12 protein-coding genes are annotated in these 21428 nt (G+C 39.2%); 3 read left to right on the top strand and 9 right to left on the bottom strand.

Features of this window, described 5'->3' with window-relative positions; genetic code table 11:
• Nucleotides 1–2: 2 nt before the first annotated feature.
• The 8 genes from porM to V6R21_RS32000 all read right to left on the bottom strand — a co-directional run bounded on the left by porM (nt 3) and on the right by V6R21_RS32000 (nt 14482).
• On the bottom strand, nt 3–1661 hold the full coding sequence (gene porM / locus V6R21_RS32035; RefSeq protein ID WP_334247552.1) for a type IX secretion system motor protein PorM/GldM: 1659 nt from the start codon (nt 1659–1661) through the stop codon (nt 3–5).
• Nucleotides 1662–1718: 57 nt separating this feature from the next.
• Entirely contained in the window at nt 1719–2528 is an 810-nt protein-coding gene (porL, locus tag V6R21_RS32030; RefSeq protein WP_334247551.1) for a type IX secretion system motor protein PorL/GldL, read from the bottom strand.
• 135 nt (nt 2529–2663) lie between these two features.
• Complete coding sequence (gene porK / locus V6R21_RS32025) at nt 2664–3704, bottom strand: T9SS ring complex lipoprotein PorK/GldK (protein ID WP_334247550.1); 1041 nt, start codon at nt 3702–3704, stop codon at nt 2664–2666.
• Between the two features lie 278 nt (nt 3705–3982).
• Nucleotides 3983–4933 carry a PorP/SprF family type IX secretion system membrane protein gene (locus tag V6R21_RS32020; RefSeq protein ID WP_334247549.1) on the bottom strand — a complete coding sequence of 317 codons (951 nt, stop codon included), beginning with the start codon at nt 4931–4933 and terminating at the stop codon, nt 3983–3985.
• A gap of 300 nt (nt 4934–5233) precedes the next feature.
• Nucleotides 5234–6022 (bottom strand): uroporphyrinogen-III synthase, encoded by a 789-nt coding sequence (locus V6R21_RS32015; RefSeq protein WP_334247548.1) that lies wholly within the window; start codon nt 6020–6022, stop codon nt 5234–5236.
• A 45-nt stretch (nt 6023–6067) separates the two neighbouring features.
• The gene (locus tag V6R21_RS32010; RefSeq protein WP_334247547.1) at nt 6068–7240 is read right to left on the bottom strand and encodes a DUF4271 domain-containing protein; all 1173 of its coding nucleotides are present in this window, start codon (nt 7238–7240) and stop codon (nt 6068–6070) included.
• Between the two features lie 57 nt (nt 7241–7297).
• A complete protein-coding gene (locus V6R21_RS32005; protein ID WP_334247546.1) occupies nt 7298–8983 on the bottom strand; it encodes a BamA/TamA family outer membrane protein in 1686 nt (561 codons plus the stop codon).
• A 105-nt stretch (nt 8984–9088) separates the two neighbouring features.
• A complete protein-coding gene (locus V6R21_RS32000) occupies nt 9089–14482 on the bottom strand; it encodes an alpha-2-macroglobulin family protein (RefSeq protein WP_334247545.1) in 5394 nt (1797 codons plus the stop codon).
• 190 nt (nt 14483–14672) lie between these two features.
• Here V6R21_RS32000 and V6R21_RS31995 point away from each other — a divergent pair, with 190 nt between their 5' ends.
• The 3 genes from V6R21_RS31995 to V6R21_RS31985 all read left to right on the top strand — a co-directional run bounded on the left by V6R21_RS31995 (nt 14673) and on the right by V6R21_RS31985 (nt 20117).
• On the top strand, nt 14673–17342 hold the full coding sequence (locus tag V6R21_RS31995; protein WP_334247544.1) for an OmpA family protein: 2670 nt from the start codon (nt 14673–14675) through the stop codon (nt 17340–17342).
• A gap of 672 nt (nt 17343–18014) precedes the next feature.
• Nucleotides 18015–19319, top strand: coding sequence for a kynureninase (kynU, locus tag V6R21_RS31990; RefSeq protein WP_334247543.1), 1305 nt, complete (start codon nt 18015–18017; stop codon nt 19317–19319).
• Nucleotides 19320–19463: 144 nt separating this feature from the next.
• Entirely contained in the window at nt 19464–20117 is a 654-nt protein-coding gene (locus V6R21_RS31985; RefSeq protein ID WP_334247542.1) for a hypothetical protein, read from the top strand.
• A gap of 49 nt (nt 20118–20166) precedes the next feature.
• Here V6R21_RS31985 and ald read toward each other — a convergent pair whose 3' ends face one another.
• Entirely contained in the window at nt 20167–21273 is a 1107-nt protein-coding gene (gene ald, locus V6R21_RS31980; RefSeq protein ID WP_334247541.1) for an alanine dehydrogenase, read from the bottom strand.
• Nucleotides 21274–21428 lie beyond the last annotated feature (155 nt).

The following is a 21428-nucleotide window of genomic DNA, read 5'->3' as shown; positions in this document are numbered from 1 at the left end:
TTTTATTCTTTAGTTACTGGAACGTTAATTACGTTCGATGTCATACGAACACCTTCAACATTACCCAAAGAGTTCTTTCTTACAAGAGATTGAATTTCGATTACCAAACGGTCAGAATTCTTAGCAAGGTTTGATACTGATACTTTTTGAGTACCACCCGAAACTCTCTGAGGAGCTCCTACAGGTCTTGGTCCTCTAGCACCTAGTACTTCCCACTTCACTACACGGTATCTAGCCTCATTAGGCAATGCCGCTGCAAATTCTGAGTCAGGACGAACTCTCAACTCAACTGATCTAGTTCTCTTTGAGATACCACTTGCCAAGTCTACTTTTTTGCCATCAGCATAAATTTCAACTTCTGGAAGTGGAATACCTTTAGTTTTAAAGGTTTTCTTTCCAATCAAGCTACCTCCACTTTTTACAGTCAGGTCAACACTTTTCGCTTTTGCGCTTGGAATAATAGTTAAAGCCTTACCTTTATTAGATGTCGATGCATTAGTTGCTGAGAACTGAGGGTTGTATGATTCACCCAATGCTGGTACATCTACGATCAATTCGTTCGCACAGTTTCTGTAAAGTGCATTTACTGTTGCTGAGTTGATCTCGATTGTTGGCTTAACTACATAATACTCTTCTTCAATGTTCAGAGTTGTATCACCGAATGGAGTTGTATATGTAATAGTACCTTTCCAAGTTTTCTTAGCTCTACCATTGTTATCATACTTACCTGGTGTTGCCTTGAATTCAACGATACCTTCTCCATTTTCTACAGAAATGCTACTCTCATTGAATGTCATTCTTGGTTTTGCTGAAGAAGATGAAGCCGCAATAAACATAGTAGCTTTATAATCTGTACCAGCAGCTACGTATTTAGACTCTGGCTTAACTACAGGAACAACTTTATCAAAGTTTACTTTAGCACCTGATCTAGTCTCCAATACGTTCATTACCTCAGACTCTGCCTGAAGTACTTCAGACGCTAATTGACTCAATACAGCTAGAGCGGCAACGTTAGGTGTGTGATCAAACTGAAGTTGTGCAAAGTCTTTTTTAATATTCTCCCTCATTGAAGGGTCATTAGACTGTGTATACTTAGTATCTTCACTACCGTCTTTTGCTATCTTATTGATTTTATTGAAAGTAATTATCTCCTGAGTCTTTGCTTTGTGCTCTTCAATATTACTTACTCCAATCTTATTAAGAGTTTCTACATAGCTATCAAGTAATGTTTTCAACTCATATGCAGTTCCTGATTTAGAATCCCCAGGTCCTAAAGTATAAAGCATTTGACCATCGTAACCTGCCTTATCTTTTAGTTCTCCTGTTTCAATATCAGGACCAGCAATTTCAGTGATCTTGCTCTTCATTTCATTAATAAATGAAATCACTTCCTTGGTCTTATTCCTTATAGCTGTTGCATCATCCAACAAAGCAGCAGTCTCTTTATTATCTTTCTTCTGATTAGCTACAGAAGCAATTTTACTAACTACTTGCTCATTTGCTGTAGAAGTTATGTTATTTGAGAAATCGAATGACGATTCAATAAACATAAACTTGTCCAGTACCGTGTTACTTACCTGAAGGGCAAGCATGGCGAGCAACACTAAGTACATCAGACCAATCATCTTCTGTCTAGGTGTCTCTTTAGCTCCTCCTGCCATATTATTTTCAGTTTTTGATGTTTAAAAATAGGGTTTAACTAAAAATTGCAGGAAGGCTTAACCTTTCATTGCTGAAAGCATCTTACCATAGATGTTGTTCAACTTAGACAGGTTACCTGTAAGTGCTGACATCTGAGTTTTGAAATGCTCTGACTCTTTACTTGCATCTGACATATTCTGCATTGCAGAACTCAAGTTACCGTAGAACTTGTTCATTGCTTTCAAGTGGTTGTTAGCATCTTTCAACTCCATTTCATATACAGCGTTCAATGCTCCTAAGTTTTTACTTACAGCTTGAACTTGCATATGGTATTCTTTAGCGTCTTTAGATGCACCAGCCATTGCATTCATAGCTTCTGCAGTACCAGAGAATGACTTATTCAACTCACCCATTGATCTAGTAGCAACTTGTAGACTCTTAGTATATTCATCTGAAGCAGCAGCAGAATTTGAAAGATCTCTCATTTGTGCTACTGATGCGTTCAGCTTCTCCATACCAGAACCAAAGCTCTTGAATGTTTCAGGAGTCAAGTTCGCATTTTCGATCATTTTATCGATAGCAACTAAAGCACCACCGTTAGAAGATCTTGATGAAGTTTCAACAGCTTTAACTTCGTCAGTTAGCAATTGAGGGTATACATTTTCCCAGTTATAATGTTTATCTACTGGAGGTGTTGGGGCAATAGCACCAAGCAAAAACAGGAAAGCTTCAGCTCCAAGACCTACGATAAGCATTGGTCCCGCACCAGGCCAGTGCTGCAGCTTAAACAGTGCTCCTACGATTACTACAGCTGCACCAACAGCGGTGATCTTTGGCACCCAAACTCTGTTAAATTTCTCGTTAAATGTTTCTTTGTGATGACTCATTTTCGTTTGCTTTAAGTTAACCGGCTAAAATTTAAATAAAACTCGAAGAGTATGTATCGAGCATTACTCTCATTTATCAGTTTTAGGGTCAGGCTAAGAGCCTTAGCTAATATGATTCTATCTAAAAAAATTAGACTATTCCCATCCTTGGTACCCACCAAGACTAATCATTACACATCTAAATCCGATAAATGATCTTGCTTGTGTTTCGTACTCATAAGTACGAGTACCTGTTTGCACGTAGAATGGAATATCTTTCCAAGATCCACCTCTAACCACTTTTCTTGGTTCATTTGGATCTCTATAAGTAGGGTTCAAATCCCAAACAATAGGGTAACTAGCTGGGCTGTAGGCATCATCACACCATTCAGCAACGTTTCCAGACATATCGTATAAGCCAAAACCGTTAGGGAAATAAGCTCCTACTGGTGCTGTATAAGGGAAACCATCATCATAATAGTTACCTCTACCTGGCTTAAAGTTGGCAAGTGCACAACCTTTTCCATTACGGATATAAGGTCCACCCCAAGGGTACTTAGCCATATCTAATCCACCTCTAGCAGCATATTCCCACTGTGCTTCTGAAGGCAAACTAAATTTAGGCATAGGAGCCAATCCAATACTATCACGGTAATCGTTATAGTACTTTGTTCTCCATTTACAGAACTCCTCTGCGGCTTTTCTATTCACACCTACTACTGGATAATCTCCAAAAGAAGGGTGTGAGAAGTAGTATTCCTGCATAGGATCACCCATATGGTAAGAGAAATCTCTCATCCACACAGTTGTATCAGGGCGCAATTCGTCTTGAACTCTGTCAAAGTCGTAATCAGCACTAGTATCTGATGCAGAAGTCATGTAATTGATGAACTGGCGATATTCATTGTTTGTAATCTCAGTTTCATCCATGTAGAAACCACTGATTGTGATTTGCCTGTTCATGTTTATTTTTGATGAAGTAATATCTTCATCTGACTGTCCCATATGGAAGGTTCCACCAGGTACGACTGTCATGCCGTATGGTACAATTTGCGAATCCCAATCGCCAGGAGGTGTAGCACCTACAAGGTTGCCTTCATCGCTATTATTTCCTCCAAATATGCTACATCCTTGAAAAAACAGAGATAATACAAGGGCAGCCCAAGTCAAATTCCTCAAAAGTGATGAGTTATTCATAATTCTTTATATGATTTCGAGCGTTTCAAGGTACAACGTTAAGACTTTAAAATATATTAAGGAACAGCTATACCTTAATTTTTAATTAAATGTCAGTTTTGTTTTTGGGAATTTTTCCAACTGAATTGCAAAAATAAATCCAAAATTGATTCATCTAGAAAAAAGTCTATTACTTTTAAAAAATATTTCATAGAAAATCACTAAAAAAATTCCCAATCAACATCAAAACGCTATACTTTTTTAAAAAGTACAATATATTATAAAAAAATTACTCAATCCTAAAATCTAAACCTCGGAGTTCGCAAAATAGACGGCTCTGCTTTACCTGGTGCCATAAATTTGTAGGACAACATAATTTCATGCGAAGTTGCTGATTTAGCATCTTTTTGCTCTAATGTATAATCGAACGCATAACCTAGTGTTAAGCGCTTATCTCTTGTCAAGTAAGCTCCTGCCATCAATATTGCAGCCTCTAACTCTCTAGCAGAAAGTCCTATATAGGCTTTATCGTCATAGATAGCAAGAGCACTCGCCTCTATAGAATACGCTTTAAAGTCGCTTTTCAGTATAACGGATGGCTGTAAAGTTATTTTAGAAGACATATCCAAATTCATTCCCACCAGAGTAGTAAAATGTGTCGCTAATGAGTAAAACCCTGCGACTTCTGTATCAAAGTCACTCTGTTGTAGGTGGTTGGCAGATACCCCAACAAAGTAATTAGGGTGATCAAAATATAACCCCGCACCAAAATCAGGCGTAAATTCATTTACACTTCCTGTTGGTTTTGTTGGGTCATTAGGATTCACATATCGTAAACTATTATCCAAGCCAAAGTTAAAGACTCCTCCTCTTACACCAAATGACAGACTTCCTTTATTTACAGGTATATGATAAGAGAAAGAAAGTTGAACCTCTCTTCTTGTTTCAGGACCTAATTCATCATTGATTACATGAAGCCCCAAACCACCTTTTAATTGAGTCAGTGGCATACTAACACTAAAAAGTTGAGTAGTAGGAGCACCGCCTCCGTCAACCGTAGGCTCATAACCTGCCCATTGAGATCTATAGAGTACTTTTGTTTCTATAAACCTTGAGTCAAGTCCAGCCGTTGCAGGGTTGTAATAAAGCTGATTGAACATGTAATGACTAAACTGAGGGTCTTGTTGCGCATGTGCCGTCCCCAAACACCAAAATGTTAAGCATAAGTAAGCAGCCAGTAGTCTCTTCATAGCAGAGGAGTATTTCCTTGGTTATTGGTTATTGTTTTCAAGCAGTTCTGTCAGACGTCAGAAGATCAATTCAGTCAAGTCAACAACACTTATACCCCACATACTCTCTTATCCAAATGCTTATCAAGTGATCACACACCGCTAGACTGAAAGTCTATAATACATCTAATCGTTATTTAATGAAATTAGCACATTTTTTCAAATTCAGCTGTAAAATAGCCAACTAATCGACAAAGAAACGAAGAAGGCCGTATTTGCAACATTACAAATACGGCCTTCTCTAAATCTTGACTTCCTATACTAAATATCGTTGTGCTCCTTGATGTAAAGCTCAATCGCACCTGTCATGGAAGGGGCATTAGGAAGTGGTGCCTCAACATCCAATCTCAAATCATGCTCTCGTACAGCTTTTGCCGTAGTAGGTCCAAAAGCTGCAATTCTTGTATTGTTCTGTTTAAACTCAGGGAAGTTCTGGAACAATGACTTAATACCTGAAGGGCTGAAGAATGCAATCATATCATAGTAGATATCCTTCAAATCAGATAGGTCGCTAGCAACAGTTCTATACAAGACAGCCTCAGTCAAATCGAATCCATTCTCAAACATGAATGTAGGAATGTCATCCTTGCGAATATCAGAGCAAGGGAAGAGAAACTTCTCTTTCTTATGCTTCTTGATAATCTCAAGCAGATCATTAGCCGTTTTCAGTCCTGTAAAGATTTTTCTCTTTCTAACAACAATATACTTCTGCAAGTAATTTGCTGTCAGGTCTGAAATACAGAAATACTTCATATCAGCAGGTACTTCTATTTTCAGGTCTTTACAAATTCTGAAAAAGTGATCAATCGCATTCTTGCTAGTAAAGATTACCGCAGTGTGGTCAAGAATATTGATCTTTTCCTTGCGGAATTCTTTGGCGTCAACAGCTTTAACTTCGATAAATGGTCGGAAGTCGACTTGAATACCGTACTTTTTCGCCAAAGCGTGATAGGGTGAATTTAGGTCTGCAGGTTCAGGCTGAGATACAAGGATGGATTTGACTGCTTTTTTCTCAACTGTACCAACTCCTTGTTCGGTTTTGTTTGCCATGCTGTAAAATGATTTCAATTAGAAAACCAATTCAGTAAACGGGAACTAGATAAATACTTTGACTGCCAGCAATGTTGGCAGAAATTCTGTGGCGCAAAAGTACGAAATTATATACTTATTCCTAAATGAAATCTGTCGAGAGACTACAACAAACACTAGAAAGGACTTCAACAACAGACTCAATATCAACCCAATACCCACCAAATTTACATTTACAGCATCTATGTTAAAAAGACACAAACCACCTACTAAAAGGTACAGAATGGCAAAAATTTGGGTTACTTCGATAAATGAATAAACATGTATTGACATCAACTGCTTTTCATTATAAATCTTTCCCAAAAGCGCGATTAAAACAAATCGCCCTAACACAAACAAAAGTACCACTGTAAACAGGGTCAAAAACTTCCAATAAAAGGTGTTGGGTTCGTCTGCCCAATACTTATCTGATATAACACTTGCCTCCTGTCCGAGCAACAAAATAATAAAGGCTCCAACCAACCCATATGACACTACAAAAGTAATGACACTCAAGCCTGTCAGCTTTTCCTGCTCCACTTTTCCTCGCAAAATGGCATCAAATAATTTCCCCAATGAATACCTATCAATACGCAGATCAGATATTCTCCCAAAAAATGCCAATAGGATCATCACTGCCACACCAACTACTGTCATATTATGCAAAAATGGGGAGTCTGCTTTTGGTAAAATCTTTAATGCAGCATCCTTAAACTGTTCCAGTAAAGGCTTTTCTACCCCCTTTTTAACAATTTCCGCATTAGGTACCTTACCTGTTTTTAATTCATCATAAACAGTAAGTAACATACTTCCTTTTCCTTCAGACTTTACCAAGCTATCAATATCCAGCATCAACTGGTTGGCATCTTTACTTGTATGGAATAGTAATTTATTATTGATAAAGATACCGCTTTGGTTATTGAAGTTGAGTTTTAATTTATACCTCAAGTAAGGAGACGCATCAAACAACAGGTAGTAATTACTTACATCCTTATGAACAGATGGAATATAAGGCACAAAACCATCCGACCTCTTGTCGTACACCAACCAGTCATCGTTAAGTGAGTGTACCACATTTTCATCCTTACTTTTTTCCTTATCACTTTCTTGTTCCTGAGCATGAGCCATGCTAAGTGTCAACAAGCTGATAACCAAAAAAACATATTTCTTGAAGCCGTTCAGTGAATAATTCCCGTTCATCTTATATCATCATTTCCTAAAAGTACAAATCCACTTTCAGGTTTTAGTTACCTATCATTAAAATCTACTGACTAATCCAAAATGTACTTTAGCCAGTTTTGCACTAAATGGTTGTCCTGCCACTTTTCCAATAGCATATGCCAGGTTAAACACCCCCGCTTTTGTAGCAAAACTCAGTCCACTACCAATTCCTATCGGGATCTTTGTATCACCATCAACACCGCTATTTATCCACCCTCCATCTGTAAAAAGAAACAGATAGGACTGTTGTTCAAAAAACAGGCGCCACTCAACAGTACAAATACCATAAGCAGACACAAAAAACTCTGCCTCATTAAAACCTCTCAACGATTTAAAACCTCCTACTCTATATAAATCATTTAGAAATAAGGTATCGCTGTACATCCAACCAATATTTTCCCGCAAAAATAAGGTAGAATTCTTTCCCGTCTTAATGTACTGTTTAAAATCCGTGTTAATTTCTATTTGGGTAAGGTTTGATATACTATCAGTCATAGATTCGGTCTGTAAAGTCACCGCTTTATCACCTCCTGCTATAGAGAAATCTATTGTATATCCTTTTCGAGGAAAGAAAAAGTCATCTAAGTCTATTTGCTGATAGCTCACACCATACAGCAACACGTTGCTATCAGGGTATTTCTGTCCCTCACTTCCCTCTTCTTCAATACTTCTGCTATCCTTCCACTCAGTAAAAAAACCGCTCATTCCTCCTGAAGGAAATCGATATTTCAACCCTAGTTTCCTATTTAAGTTGATATAACTCGAGTCTTCCTTTTGCAAGAAAAATTTAGCTTCCAGATCAAGAGGTGTTTTCAGTAGGTTCGGATGCTCATACAAAATGTTTAGTGTTTGGGAAGCTTCCTTCAGTCGTTGCCATTCAAAAAACACATGTTTTCCGGTTCCAAGTGGGTTGTATAAATCTAACTTAAGTTGACCTGTCAGCAACAGTTTCCCTTCCTCCTGAGCATTCGGTAAAAAACCAACAATACCATCAATCGTATTGGCTTTTCTTCTCTTCAAGAATAGCTCAACATTTGCCTTATTATTTTCAAACCTCACTTCAGGGATCCGTTCCAATACAAGGTAAGGTAGTGCTTTGATTCTTTTTTCTACTTCCTTTACACCCTTTTGAGAGAATAAGTCCCCCTCTTTGATTCCTAAGTAAGTATGAAAGAATTTTTTTTGAACCTTCAACCGTTCATTTGATTTGACAATCAAGGTGTCAAACACGACTTCAGACCCTGCCCGATAATTTAACGCTGCAAAAACACCTTCCTGTGTTTCCTTCAAACTATCTAATTCCAGTTCTGCAAATGGGTAACCGTGGTTTTCTGAATAGTCTAGCATCAACTTTCTGACTTTGCCCCACTCAGTAAAACTCAACTTACGGTTAGTAAACCCTACTTTTTTAAGTATCTGAGGTGGAACATTAGTAGAAGTGAAATTCAAATATTCAAACTGCTTACCCCTATAAACCTGAACAGACAATGTATCTGCAAGTTTCATCACGTTATCTAATGAGGCTAACAGATAACCTTTAGTTCTCCATTCTTCCAAGATAGATGTAACCTTAGCCATCTGCCCCAAAGAATCCGTAGGTAAATTGCTATCAATAGCAAATTCATCCCCAGTCTCCGAATCTATCATTCGTAGCATGTACTGCCCTCTGACTGTAACAGAGCAGGCTAAAAATAAGATTACAAAGGCTAATCTAATCTGCATGCTATGCATTTTCCTCTTACTCCCAAAAAGTCAGCAGTATACAAACAAAAAATTCCGCTTCCAAAGGGAAGCGGAATCTTATATTTATTCTATCATTTTTATAATTTATTGGACAGTTACCTTACCTGCTCCATGGTAGGAGTGGTACTCGCCATTGTACATGGCATCTGCACTGACTGGTCCCATTCTAAACTCACCTTTGGAAACAGCCCTTACTACATAGTAGTAATCCTTAGGCTTACTTGTGGCTGTAGTAAAGAAGTTAACTCGATCATCTCTAAAGTCAGAATGCTCAGGCGCACTTCCTTTTGCCCACTCCATTCCAGGTACTTGACTGATTCTTGGGTTTTCCACTTCAAAACCTGCTGGCAACATGTCTGTAACTACTACATTCTCTACATTTCTACCATCAGTTTCCAAAGTAATCTTCACTACAATCAAGTCATTTTGATTAAAGGCATCAGCACTTATCTGGTTACCATTTCTATCAAGGAAACTTCTTCTCACTTTCAATTGGCTATCTCCCTCCTTAAACTCTCCTGTTGTACTCAGACCTTCCATTTCCCAGAAGTAATAAAGTTTTCCAGCACCTTCTGCCTTAATTTCAACCTGCTTGCCCAACACTCCCTCTTTTGCTACTAAGTCATTTCCATTAAATGAATCTACTTTTTTACCATCAGCGCTTACCACCCCTGTCACATTACTTGATTCATTTTTACGGGTAAATTTACCTAGTGCCAGCATTCCAAAAGCGCTTTCCTGTGTAGAAAGATACTTGCTGTTTTTCATTTCCTGTGTAAGCTCACGTGCCAATGAACCTATCTGAGCATTATTTGGATCAGCCTCAAGCATTACATTCAACACCAATGCCCTATCTCGGATAAATGAAGCGAAACTACCACCAAACTCTTTTTCCGTTTTCTCCTTTCCAAAAGCAGCTGGCAAGACAGTTCGGTAACTTTTCATATCTCCTGACAAAAGGTAAGTTGAAGCCAACAGGTATTTAGAATCTGTTGTCAACAATTCAGGTTTTGCCTTGTAATAGTTCATGGTAGCTAGATCGTGATACCCCATATTTGCCAATACATACATAGAATAGAACACTTCTCTTGAAGCCACCTCTCTCTCATATCGTGAGCCACTTACATAGTAATAATACTTATGCGTTCTCTTTTGCTTCAGTCTTCCTTTCAGGTAAGCATAGAGCTTGTCCAATAATTTTTTATCCACATGATACCCTGCCTTAGAAGCCTCTTGCAAGAAATGGGCAGCGTAAACACTCCCCCACCAACTCTCATAAGAGCCTCCTTGCCAATAAGAAAGTCCACCACTGTAAAGCTGCATTGTCTTTAGCTTGTTGATAGCTTCCTTTATATTATAATCGGCATTGGCTTTAGTTGACTCACTTCCTTGCCCCAACACATTGGATAGGTCTGCAAAATAAAGTTGAGGGAACACTGCGGACACAGTCTGCTCTACACATCCGTATGGATACCTAAGCAAATAATCAAGGTTATCTGCAAACTGAACCACAGGTGATTTACTTACCAACAGCTTTCCTTTGATGGAAGTATCCAGATAATCTCGCTTCAAATCAACCTTAGCTGTCTTTCCTGCATCCACAACACCTGCACCACTTGCCTTCAGCAATGATGTGGAAGGTCTTACCGTCAGGTCTGTTTCACTGATAAAGTTCTCGCCATTTGTTTTAGCAATCACCTTTACCTTACCTGTCCCTATTGCTTTTGCAGCACTCAACTCAAAGTTAATCAACTTCTCACTATTGGCAGGTATGGTAACACTTTCTTTACTATCTCCTTCATTTTTCAATGCTCCCTCCAATTCAAAAGAAGCATCGACCTTCATTGCCTTATCTGTTGTATTCGTAAGCGTGACAGGCATCTTTACCTTATCAGAAGGACTCATAAACCTTGGCAATGCCGTACTAACTACCAATGGGTCTGCTACTGTAATATGGGCCGAACCTGCACCAAATGCATCTCCTTTTACTGCTACAGCCATTACACGAAGACTTCCTGAAAACTCCGGAACATCTATCTTGTATGTTACTTCTCCATCACTGTCTGTCTTGAGCGTTCCACTCCAGAAAGAAACCAGTTTTACCCTTTTGTTTGAAAGTGGGTTCACGCGTTTTCCCATCTCATCCGCAAAGGCTCCTGCACCAAACCTTGCGGCTTGAGGTTTCAGTTCAGGGAATAGCTTTGGATACAAATCATAAGAGTTCACTTCCAACGCTCTTTTCTGGAAGAAATAACTGAAAGGATCTGGTGACTGATAGTTTTTGATCTGCAATACACCTTCATCCACTACCGCTACCGTTACTTCAATATCTGATTCCTCCAAAGAAGATTTAATCGTAATTTCCTGCTGCTTACGTGAGCGTGACTTTTCAGGAGCTTCTACCGTCAGCTGAATCTGCTTCTCCGAGTTTTTCACATTGATTGGCTCAATACCATGTGCTACGGTCAGTGGTATAGCATCATCGGTTAATGGCTTAATCAATGTTGCAGAGATATATGCATTTGGCAAATAGCTTTCTTTGATTGGGAGTTGCAGCGTTGCCGATTTCTTTTCTGTATCAATGACAAAATGATCCAAGACTTCTTCACGCTCAACTGTTACCAGCAGTTTCCCAGAGAATGGTGCTTTGAACAAGACATTAGCAGTTTCACCAATTTCATAGTTCTCCTTATCCAGTTCCATTGAAATACGCCCTTCCTTATCTACTTCAAATGAAGAGTTGGTAGTACTACCCCATCCGTAAGCATAAAATTCTCTACTTACATAGGTATCCGAACCTTCTGCATAGACTCTCAGCTCATATTCTCCTGACTCTTGTGGCACAAATGAATATGAAGAACCTGAGCCATTCAGTGAGATCTGCTTATCTGCAATTACTCTTTCCTTCTTATTGGATACATAGCGGTACCTGCCATAGTTGTTTCGCTCCAATACAGATTGCCAATCGTACTTGATTAATTTCAATCTTGCTTTGGCTGACTTATACACTTTCCCTGTATGGTTGACCGCCACAAGAGGTACTTGCATTTGGCTTCTAGCTTTGATGTACCTGTCTGTGTTCTTGATACCAACAAACACATCCTGTGTAACCACCTCGAAGCGAGTGATCCTGTTAACAGGTCTTCCCGTTTCATCAAAAACAGTGGTATATATTTTCCCTTCTAATAGACCTTTATTCTTAAAGTTCTTAGCGATTGCAAACTGCTCTTCAAGGTTACCTTCATTGTCGGTCTGACCTTCACGATATTCCTTTTCAAAGCGAAGGTTATCCATTCCTTTCAAAGAGAAATCATATTCACGCAGGTCTTTAGGAGAAAAATACTGCTTACTGAGTTGCATTTCCACTTCATAATTTCTTCCTGCAGCAGGTGGTCCAAACAAATTCAAAGCTTGTGCTTTCAGCACTAACGCTTCTTCTGTTTTCAGCGATTCCTTATCTGTATTTACATTGACCTTAATTCGGTCAGGCATAAACTCTTCTACACTAACCTTATAGCTACTTAAAAGCACATCATTCGCTGTATGTAACTCTACGCTATATGTACCTGTAATCGTAGAAGCTGGTAGTTTTACATCTGTCTCATACGTACCCTGCTTATTCAGCTCAGCCTTCTCGGAAACAAACTCATTACCATCAGGCATCAGCACTTTCAACTTGATTGGTAAGTCCTGTACCGCTTTCCATTGACTGTCCCTAACTACTGTCTTCAGGTGAATCGTCTCACCAGGACGGTACAAGTTTCTATCACCATACAGGTAAGCCATTAGCCCTGTCACATTGCTACGCATACCACCAACCTCATAGCGATATTTCTCAACCTCAGTCTGTCTGAAGTGCATATAGTTAAAGTCATTGCCTTTTTTAGCCAATAACATATTCACATCAAAACCCGGTACCGTAGACTTCAGATCCTTAAACTGTGCTACACCAGAAGCATTCGTTTTCAGTGTATAGACTTCCTGATTGTTGGTACTTACCAATGTGACTTCCACATCTGCCAAAGGCTCCGTAGTCATTACAGAGTTAGCAAAAACCGTAATTGAATTACCTCCTCTTTTAGCAATAAGCCCAATATCAGAAACGGCAACCAGCTTACGAGCTTTCAAATAGCGCTGATCTGTACTTCTCACTGTCAATACATAAACTCCTTCAAAGGGTTTGCTATCAGGAATATTCAAGTCAATCAAATATTGTCCCTCCGCTTCCTTTAAAGCTTTGGTTTCGATGGTTTCATTGAATATCTCATCTCCATACTTACCAAAATCAGTATAGTAGTAGTTCTCATCGTAATAGCTACCCAAATGCCCGTTATCTCTCAGGTAAGCCAACAGGTTGTTTTTATAAATCTTATGGACAGCAACTTCAATTTCTTTTACATTGACAATCTTAACGCCTACCTGTCGTACTCCTTTTTTATTCAGGTAAATCGCCTTGCTATCTCCAAACCCGATAGAGGGATCTACATTTCCAAACATGACATCCTGAGTGAAGTCCGTCCCAAGCTTATCTTGAAATACACCTTTAAGGCCTTTATCAACCACAAGCTTGTACTCCTTGCCCATTTCAAAATTACCTTTGACCAAAAAGCCATAATCCAGCTTTTCAATTTCAAAAGGTAACTTAGGAACTACCTTCACAAATGGCTTCACCTCTTCGACTCCTACCCCTTGATTGGTATGAATATGCACGATATACTGTCCTTGGTGGTATTCTGACTCAGCTCTCAGCACCTTAAACTTTTCTCTGGAAGGCACTTCTGATTCAAAAAGTATATCATCCGCTTTATAGGCACTTTCAGTTGTACCCAAGCCCTTGGCAATTTCAACCTTAAGCGGCTGCTTCTCCATCTTTCCAGAACCAACCAAGGCTATTTGAATCGTTTGTCCGTCAGCCGTAGTATTCAGCTTATAGGGAGCTTCTTTGTCACTTGTTTTCACTTTCAGAAGCTTATCCAGTTCCTGCGGTGAAACTTTATAGTTAAAATTCAGATTCATTCGAACTTCAGGCTCACCTTGTTGCCCCATAGTCCAAAAAATATCCGTATTTTGAAGTGTTAGGTATGGTGTGTGAAATGCAAAGCGGCTGCTTTCCTTTTCAATCTTAGTACCAGCTGCCTGCTTGAAAAAAGCCTCTGTAAACTCGGCCTTATAATCTGTACTAGGCATAAACCCTTGCTCAGGAGAGAACTCAAGTTCCTTACCCGATTTCCAACGGAATTTACCCACTACTGCAGGCTCAAATTTGATCAGTTCGTCATCTAGCCAATCTCCGATATAGACCGGTTCAGCGACCTCCCTGTCAAACATGAAAGTAAGATTCTGTTTCAGGTCAATTTCTTCATCAAAATTTCTGTAGGTTACACGAGCTTGGTTGGAATTCAGCGTTGAGCACGCTGTCAGCCATAAGGCACCAAAAAGTACAAGCAGTGTCTTGAATAGTTTCTGAATAGTCATCATTTAAATTAGAATAAAAAAACTACGAGCAGGATTATTATTTTTGTTAATAAAAGGTATTTGTAATTTGTATGATTTAATGTAAGTATAAGTATTCAACAAATCACCACCAAGATAAATTGTATTCAAATTATAATTTAATGAATGCTGCTAATTACAACAACTTCATACACAGCTAAAACCACTATTATACATGTTTTGTAGAGATCGGAAAATTTGCTTTGCATCGCTTTTGCTTTCCATTTTCGGGACTATTTTAGTCTCACATATTTCTCATGCCCAAACCAAGCAGGAAAAAGCAGCGATAGAAGCACTTTTCAACAAGAAATTTGAAATAGCTGAACAAAGCCTTCGTAAAGCAATGGCTACTGACACTTCCAGTACTATTGCCTGTTATGCATTAGCCAAGACACTTTACGAAAAGGAACAAAACCTGAAATCTATCGAAGCTTATGAGGTTCGCTTCAAAGACTTCCAGCCATATTTTGATATGCTCTCAGAAGCATTCACGCTAAGTAAAGTGGCGGCCAAAATGTATGCGGATCTCTCTGATCAGGATAAGGCGACTGTAAGGCAAAGTATTTCTTCCTCTGACACGGAAGTGACCGGCTACCTCTCCTCTCGAATTGAAAAGGAAGCTTATTTTTTGATCTATAATGCTCCCTACCGCAGAAACACTGCCCAACTGTACAGTACAGGTATTTATAACCGAACAACAGATGCCGAAAGGGTCATGGGACTTCGGGAAGAACTTATACGCCAGTGTGGTGATTACTTGGTGGATTACCCTAACTCTCCGTACTACAAAAGAGTCCAACTACTCAGAAAAGAAATTCTGGAAGAATACACCCAAATCAAATCACTCAGGCAATATGGGGAACGTGATGGACAGCTATACGAGAAATACTGCAAAGACATAATAGCGCTTTATACCCCTGATGAGCTTCAACATATTGTCCCTGAATTTTATACAGCTGAATATGAATTTGACGCACGCTTCAAAAGCCGCTCTACCTCCTATCAAAAACTGAAGACTTTTGCCGAAAAAGAGGGATACAGCATTTTGGAGGTATTGTGTAAACTGAATATTCATTACAATGGGTGCGATGGGACAAATGACGCTCTTTACGATCGCTTTATTCGCACACTTGCTCCTGCTGACATAGCTTACATTGCGGTTCAGCGCAAAGCCAAAAAAGATATTGATAACAAGGACTATAAGTCAGCTGCAAAAACATTTCACACATACCAACCACTCTTCCCTAAAAAGAAAAAACTCTTCAGTAAAACCATACAACTCCTGATGGAGCAAGATCAACCACATGTACTGAAAAACCTTGGTGCATCTATCAACAGTATTGCCAAGGATTTTCAACCTGTCATCACATTGGATGGAGAAGAACTTTTCTTCGCTCGTAAAACAGCCGATACAGGGGAAGACGTTTTCTATTCACAAAAAAATGAAGACGGATCATGGAGCGCAGCAAAGCCATTATCCCATAATATAAATTCCAAATCACATGAAATCCCGCTTGGTGTCACCACTGACAAGCAAACCTTGTTACTTTATGGTAACTATAGTAACCTTCCTCGCTTTTCTTATGTAAATGGAACCGAAAAGCAGCTTGGGAAAGGTGATTTCTACTACGCTCAAAAAGATTCTTCAGATAATTGGGGAGGCTTGAATGTGTTCACCAATCCGATCAACACACCACACTACGAAGCTGGCTTGAGCATGACTGCTGATGGTCAAGCTTTATTCTTCTGTTCAGATCGTCCAGGTGCTGTAGGTGGGCACAATCCCAACTACCCTTCTGATAAGCTATATTACCACGGCTCCGGTGAGTTCAATCTGGATATTTATGTATCTGTCAAAAAAGCTGACGGGACTTGGGGCACTCCTATCAACCTTGGAGAGGTAATCAATACACCTTTTGCAGAAAAGAACCCATACCTACATCCTGATATGCAAACCCTCTATTTTTGCTCTGATGGACATTACGGATTAGGAGGATATGACATTTACATGTCCAAACGCTTAGACCCTAATTCTTGGACAGCTTGGAGTGAGCCAATTAATTTAGGAAAGAGTATTAACAGCACAGGTAATGATGCCTTTTACCTCACTCCTACAGGTGAGTCTGCATTGGTTGTATCTGCAGGGCAACACGACAGTTTTGGCAAAGAAGATATTTATGAGGTCAGTATTCCAAAAGAGAAGCGCCCTGCTCCAATTGTATTTGTTCCTGGTAAAATCACAGATAACAAAGGCATTCCTATAAGAACCAATATTCACTTAATTGATCCAGAGGATACCCTTAACGTTAAAAAGATCCCTACCAATAGCGACGGAACTTTCCTACTGATGCTAGAACCTGGTAAAGACTATTTCTATTATCCTGAAAAAGACTGGTACTTCAGCAGTGGTGTTGACATCAACCTGACTGTAACCAGAAATCCTCTTATCCTTAAGCGAAATAAGCTACAGCTAACGTCTCTTAAGCCTTCTGATAAGGACAAGACACCTCTCGTCCTCAAAACGCTCCATTTCGATACGGATTCAGACGTTATCAGGCCTGATTCTTTCATTGACCTCAACAGGCTAGCCAATTATATCAAGGCACACCCTTCTCTACGCATCAAGATCGTTGGCCATACAGATAATGTTGCCGAGGATGACTTCAACTTGGACCTATCTGAACGAAGAGCTGCAGCCGTCAAAAATTACCTTGTTGACAAAGGATGTGAAGAACAGCACCTTATTGTTTCAGGTTTTGGAGAAAGCAGACCAATCGCTACGAATGATACTTCAGAAGGACGACAACTCAACAGGCGTGTTGAGTTTATCGTATTGAACGAATAGTTTTTATACAAAAAAATCCCTCTCAGGTGATTTTCCTGAGAGGGTAAAAAGTTAAAATGTTTCGCCCTGTTGAATATTGAAACATTTAATCAACGATGTTGATGAGTTAATAAACTAAAATCAGGTTTCTGTAAAAAAAACACTTAAGATCAGTAAAGTATCACCTTATAACATAGTAGTAGATAACACGCTTAGTTACTGATTAAGTAGCATACTGTAAAATGAAAAATGTGAAAGCAGTATATCTTGATGCTGTCAAATACTTTAGTACAACAGCAGAATAATCATATAGTGTATAGAAAGTAAAAATGAGAAATGATGTATCTCTTTTAAAGGTCCTAAAAGGATCTTTTTTGTTGTTCTTACTGAAGCAAATTTACAATCGTTTTGTTAATAAAAACAAAAATAATATTCACTTTTTTATCTTTTATTATAAAAATCAAATACAATCTCAATAATAATTCACTGTGTTGTTGGTATATATAAAAATAATACCATTCGCCATTTGAGCGTTTTTTAGTAAAGAAAAGTTAATCATATCTATTATCTTTCAGCTTCGGCTCTTTAAGCCAAACAATCGACCAATTCATTCGTCAATGGCACAGGACGTATTACACCTGCCTGACATTCAATTGACCAATAAAATATCATAAGTTAAAACGCAAACATTCTATGAACTACCAACCAACAAAAGCATTTGCTCAGCAAATGGACCAGCAAGATAAGTTATCGGAATTCAGAGATGAGTTTCATATCCCACTATCAAATGGAAAACCTTCCATTTATTTTTGTGGCAACTCCCTTGGCGCTCAGCCAAAAAGTGTTGAGACAGAAATAGCCCTCCAGATGGAAAACTGGCGTAAACTTGGTGTTGACGGACACTTCTATGGAGACACGCCATGGTATAGCTTTCATGATAAGATGGCTGAAAAGGCTGCTCCAGTAGTAGGAGCCAAACCTCATGAGGTTGCTATCATGAATACCTTGACGGTCAACCTGCACCTAATGATGGTTACGTTCTATCAGCCAAGGCCTGGAAAACATAAAATCATGATGGAAGCAGGGGCGTTTCCTTCAGATCAGTATGCTGTCGAGTCTCAGGTAAAGTTTCATGGATATGATCCTGAAGAATCAATTATAGAGTTAAGTCCTAGAGATGGTGAAAAATTACTTCGCACTGAGGATATCATCGAAGCTATCAATACACATAAAGATGAGCTTGCTCTGATCATGATGGGAGGTATAAACTATTATACAGGGCAGGTTTATGATATGGCAGCTATTGCGGAAGTAGGTCATAAAGCGGGTATTTATGTCGGTTTTGACCTTGCTCACATTGCAGGCAATGTACCTGTAAAACTCCATGATTGGGACGTTGACTTTGCTGTTTGGTGTACTTACAAGTACATGAACTCAAGCCCTGGAGGTATTTCAGGAGCATTTATCCACGAAAGATTTGCCAACAATCCAGACCTTCCAAGGTTTGCAGGTTGGTGGGGACATGACAAAGAAGAGCGATTCTTGATGGAAAAAGGGTTCAAGCCTGTATATGGTGCAGAAGGATGGCAATTAAGTAACTATCCAATCCTACTGATGGCAGCTCATTGGGCTTCCCTCCAAATTTTTGACAAAGCCGGTATAGATAATTTGAGAGCCAAAAGTATTGAGATGACCAACTATCTCGAATTTTTGGTCAACAAAATCAACACAGAAGTAAAAACTGATATTTCAATCATTACTCCAACCGATGTAAACCAAAGAGGTTGTCAACTTTCATTGGTATTTGGGCAGCATGGCAGAAAAGTTTTTGAGATGATATCAGAAGCAGGTGTCATTTGCGACTGGAGAGAACCTGACGTTATCAGAATTGCTCCTGTACCACTATACAACACCTTCAGTGAAGTTCTTGAGTTTTCAGAAATCCTGAAAGCCTCTTTATTGAAACTGGAAGAAGCATTAAGTGCAGAAGTAAATTAATCATACCACAATAGAGCAGATAGGGAAACAATGTACATTTCTCTATCTGCTTTCATACTAACTCCTCTAGAGTTATTTTTTTTCTTTAACTTCAAACAACTAAAGAGGCTATATAGCCTTTAAACCCAAGAAATAGCTAAAAACATGAGAAAAACAGTTGTTTTCCTGTTATTGACACTAACAGGAACAATAGCTACGCACTCACTTTCACTTTACGCACAAGAAAAACCCAAATTTGCCATTACCACTATCAAAAAAGCTGACTATTGTCCAAGTGGTGGCGTCAATTACAAAGAAGGTTTTGTGAAAGCTGACATGCCTGACACTGAAGTAGAAATTACGCTATACCTTCAGAACTATGATAACACCTGGACAAAAAAGCACTTTAAACACAAAGGCTCAGGTTTTATACAACTCAACCTCTCCTCCTGTAATTTTACCGGAAACTATTATGCTTATGCTAAATACACCAACGTATTAAGTATGTCTGTTCCTTCATTGCAGGATATCAAAGAAAAGCATAAGCAATTGGGAAACCATCCAAAGTTCCGAATTTCCAAACAAACAAAAATAAAGGATTGTACTAGTGAGCAGGATGGAATATGTTTTCAGGAAGGACAGGTATTCACTCCAAACGGTGAAGCTGTTTCTATCACTATTTTCATGCAGAAACAGGATGGCTCATGGCGTAAAAAGCATTTTCGGTATGTAGGCAGTGGTACTCTACCACTAGACATTAAGGATTGTGACCTGAATGGAATTTACAAGACACGTATAACTGTCGAATCATCCAGATAAAAAAGCGGGAACCTGATGGCTCCCGCTTATATATAACTTGTCTTATAGATTACAGCTCCAATGGCTTGTACTCCAAGTCAAATGCGTCTGCAACAGCCTTGTAAACAACATCACCTTTGATGATATTAAGACCTTTTTTAAGCTCTGCATTATCTTTACAAGCCTGCTCCCAGCCTTTTCCTGCTAGCTCAATTGCGTATGGCAATGTAGCGTTAGTCAAAGCAAGAGTTGAAGTGTAAGGAACTGCACCTGGCATGTTTGCTACACAGTAATGCAGGATACCGTCTACTTCATATACTGGCTCAGCATGTGTTGTTGGTTTTGTTGTTTCAAAACAACCTCCTTGGTCAACAGCAACGTCAACAAGCACTGCACTTTCTTTCATATCTTTCAGCATCTCTCTTGTAATCAAGTGAGGCGCTTTAGCTCCAGGGATCAGTACCGCACCAATCACCAAATCAGCTTCTTTAATTTCTGCTCTGATGTTGTACTCCGAAGACATCAGAGTCTTAACATTTGCAGGCATGATATCATCAAGTTCTCTCAATCTAGGCAAGCTGATATCCATGATCGTAACATCAGCACCAAGTCCTGCTGCCATCTTAGCAGCCTGGGTACCTACGATACCACCACCAATTACCAAAACTTTTGCAGGCTTAACACCTGGAACGCCACCCATCAAGATACCACGACCTCCCATAGGTTTCTCCAAGAATTTAGCACCTTGGTTAGTAGCCATTCTACCAGCTACCTCAGACATAGGAACCAATAGAGGCAAGCTTCTGTCAGCTTTCTCAACAGTTTCATAAGCCAAGCAAACCGCCTTACGATCAATCATTGCCTTTGTTAGTGGCTCATATGATGCAAAGTGGAAGTAAGTGAATAGCAACTGATCTTCTTTGATCAACTCATACTCAGGCTCAATAGGCTCTTTCACCTTCATGATCATTTCAGCAATAGCATACGTTTCTTCAATTGAAGAAAGGATCTTAGCACCTGCTGCAACGTATTCCTCATCCGGAAAACCACTGCCTTTACCCGCAGTAGATTGTACATAGACAGTATGTCCTCTTTTTACCAGTTCTTGTGCACCTGCTGGAGTCAGTGCCACACGGTTTTCATTGTTCTTAATTTCTTTAGGAACACCAATAATCATGGTTACAAATGTTTAATAATTGAAAACGTCATTGCTATGATTGGCCTGTCACAACGCAACACCGCCATTTGTAGAAGTCTGTCAGTAGTAATGATACATAAGACATTACTCCCCTTTGTTGCCGCAAAACTATAAATTTGTTTGATATATGCACA

The sequence above is a fragment of the Limibacter armeniacum genome (assembly GCF_036880985.1).
In the GTDB taxonomy this organism is placed as follows: Bacteria; Bacteroidota; Bacteroidia; order Cytophagales; family Flammeovirgaceae; genus Limibacter; species Limibacter armeniacum.
The sequence above is the reverse complement of the archived record's forward strand: the minus strand, read 5'-3'. Positions and strand labels throughout refer to the sequence as shown.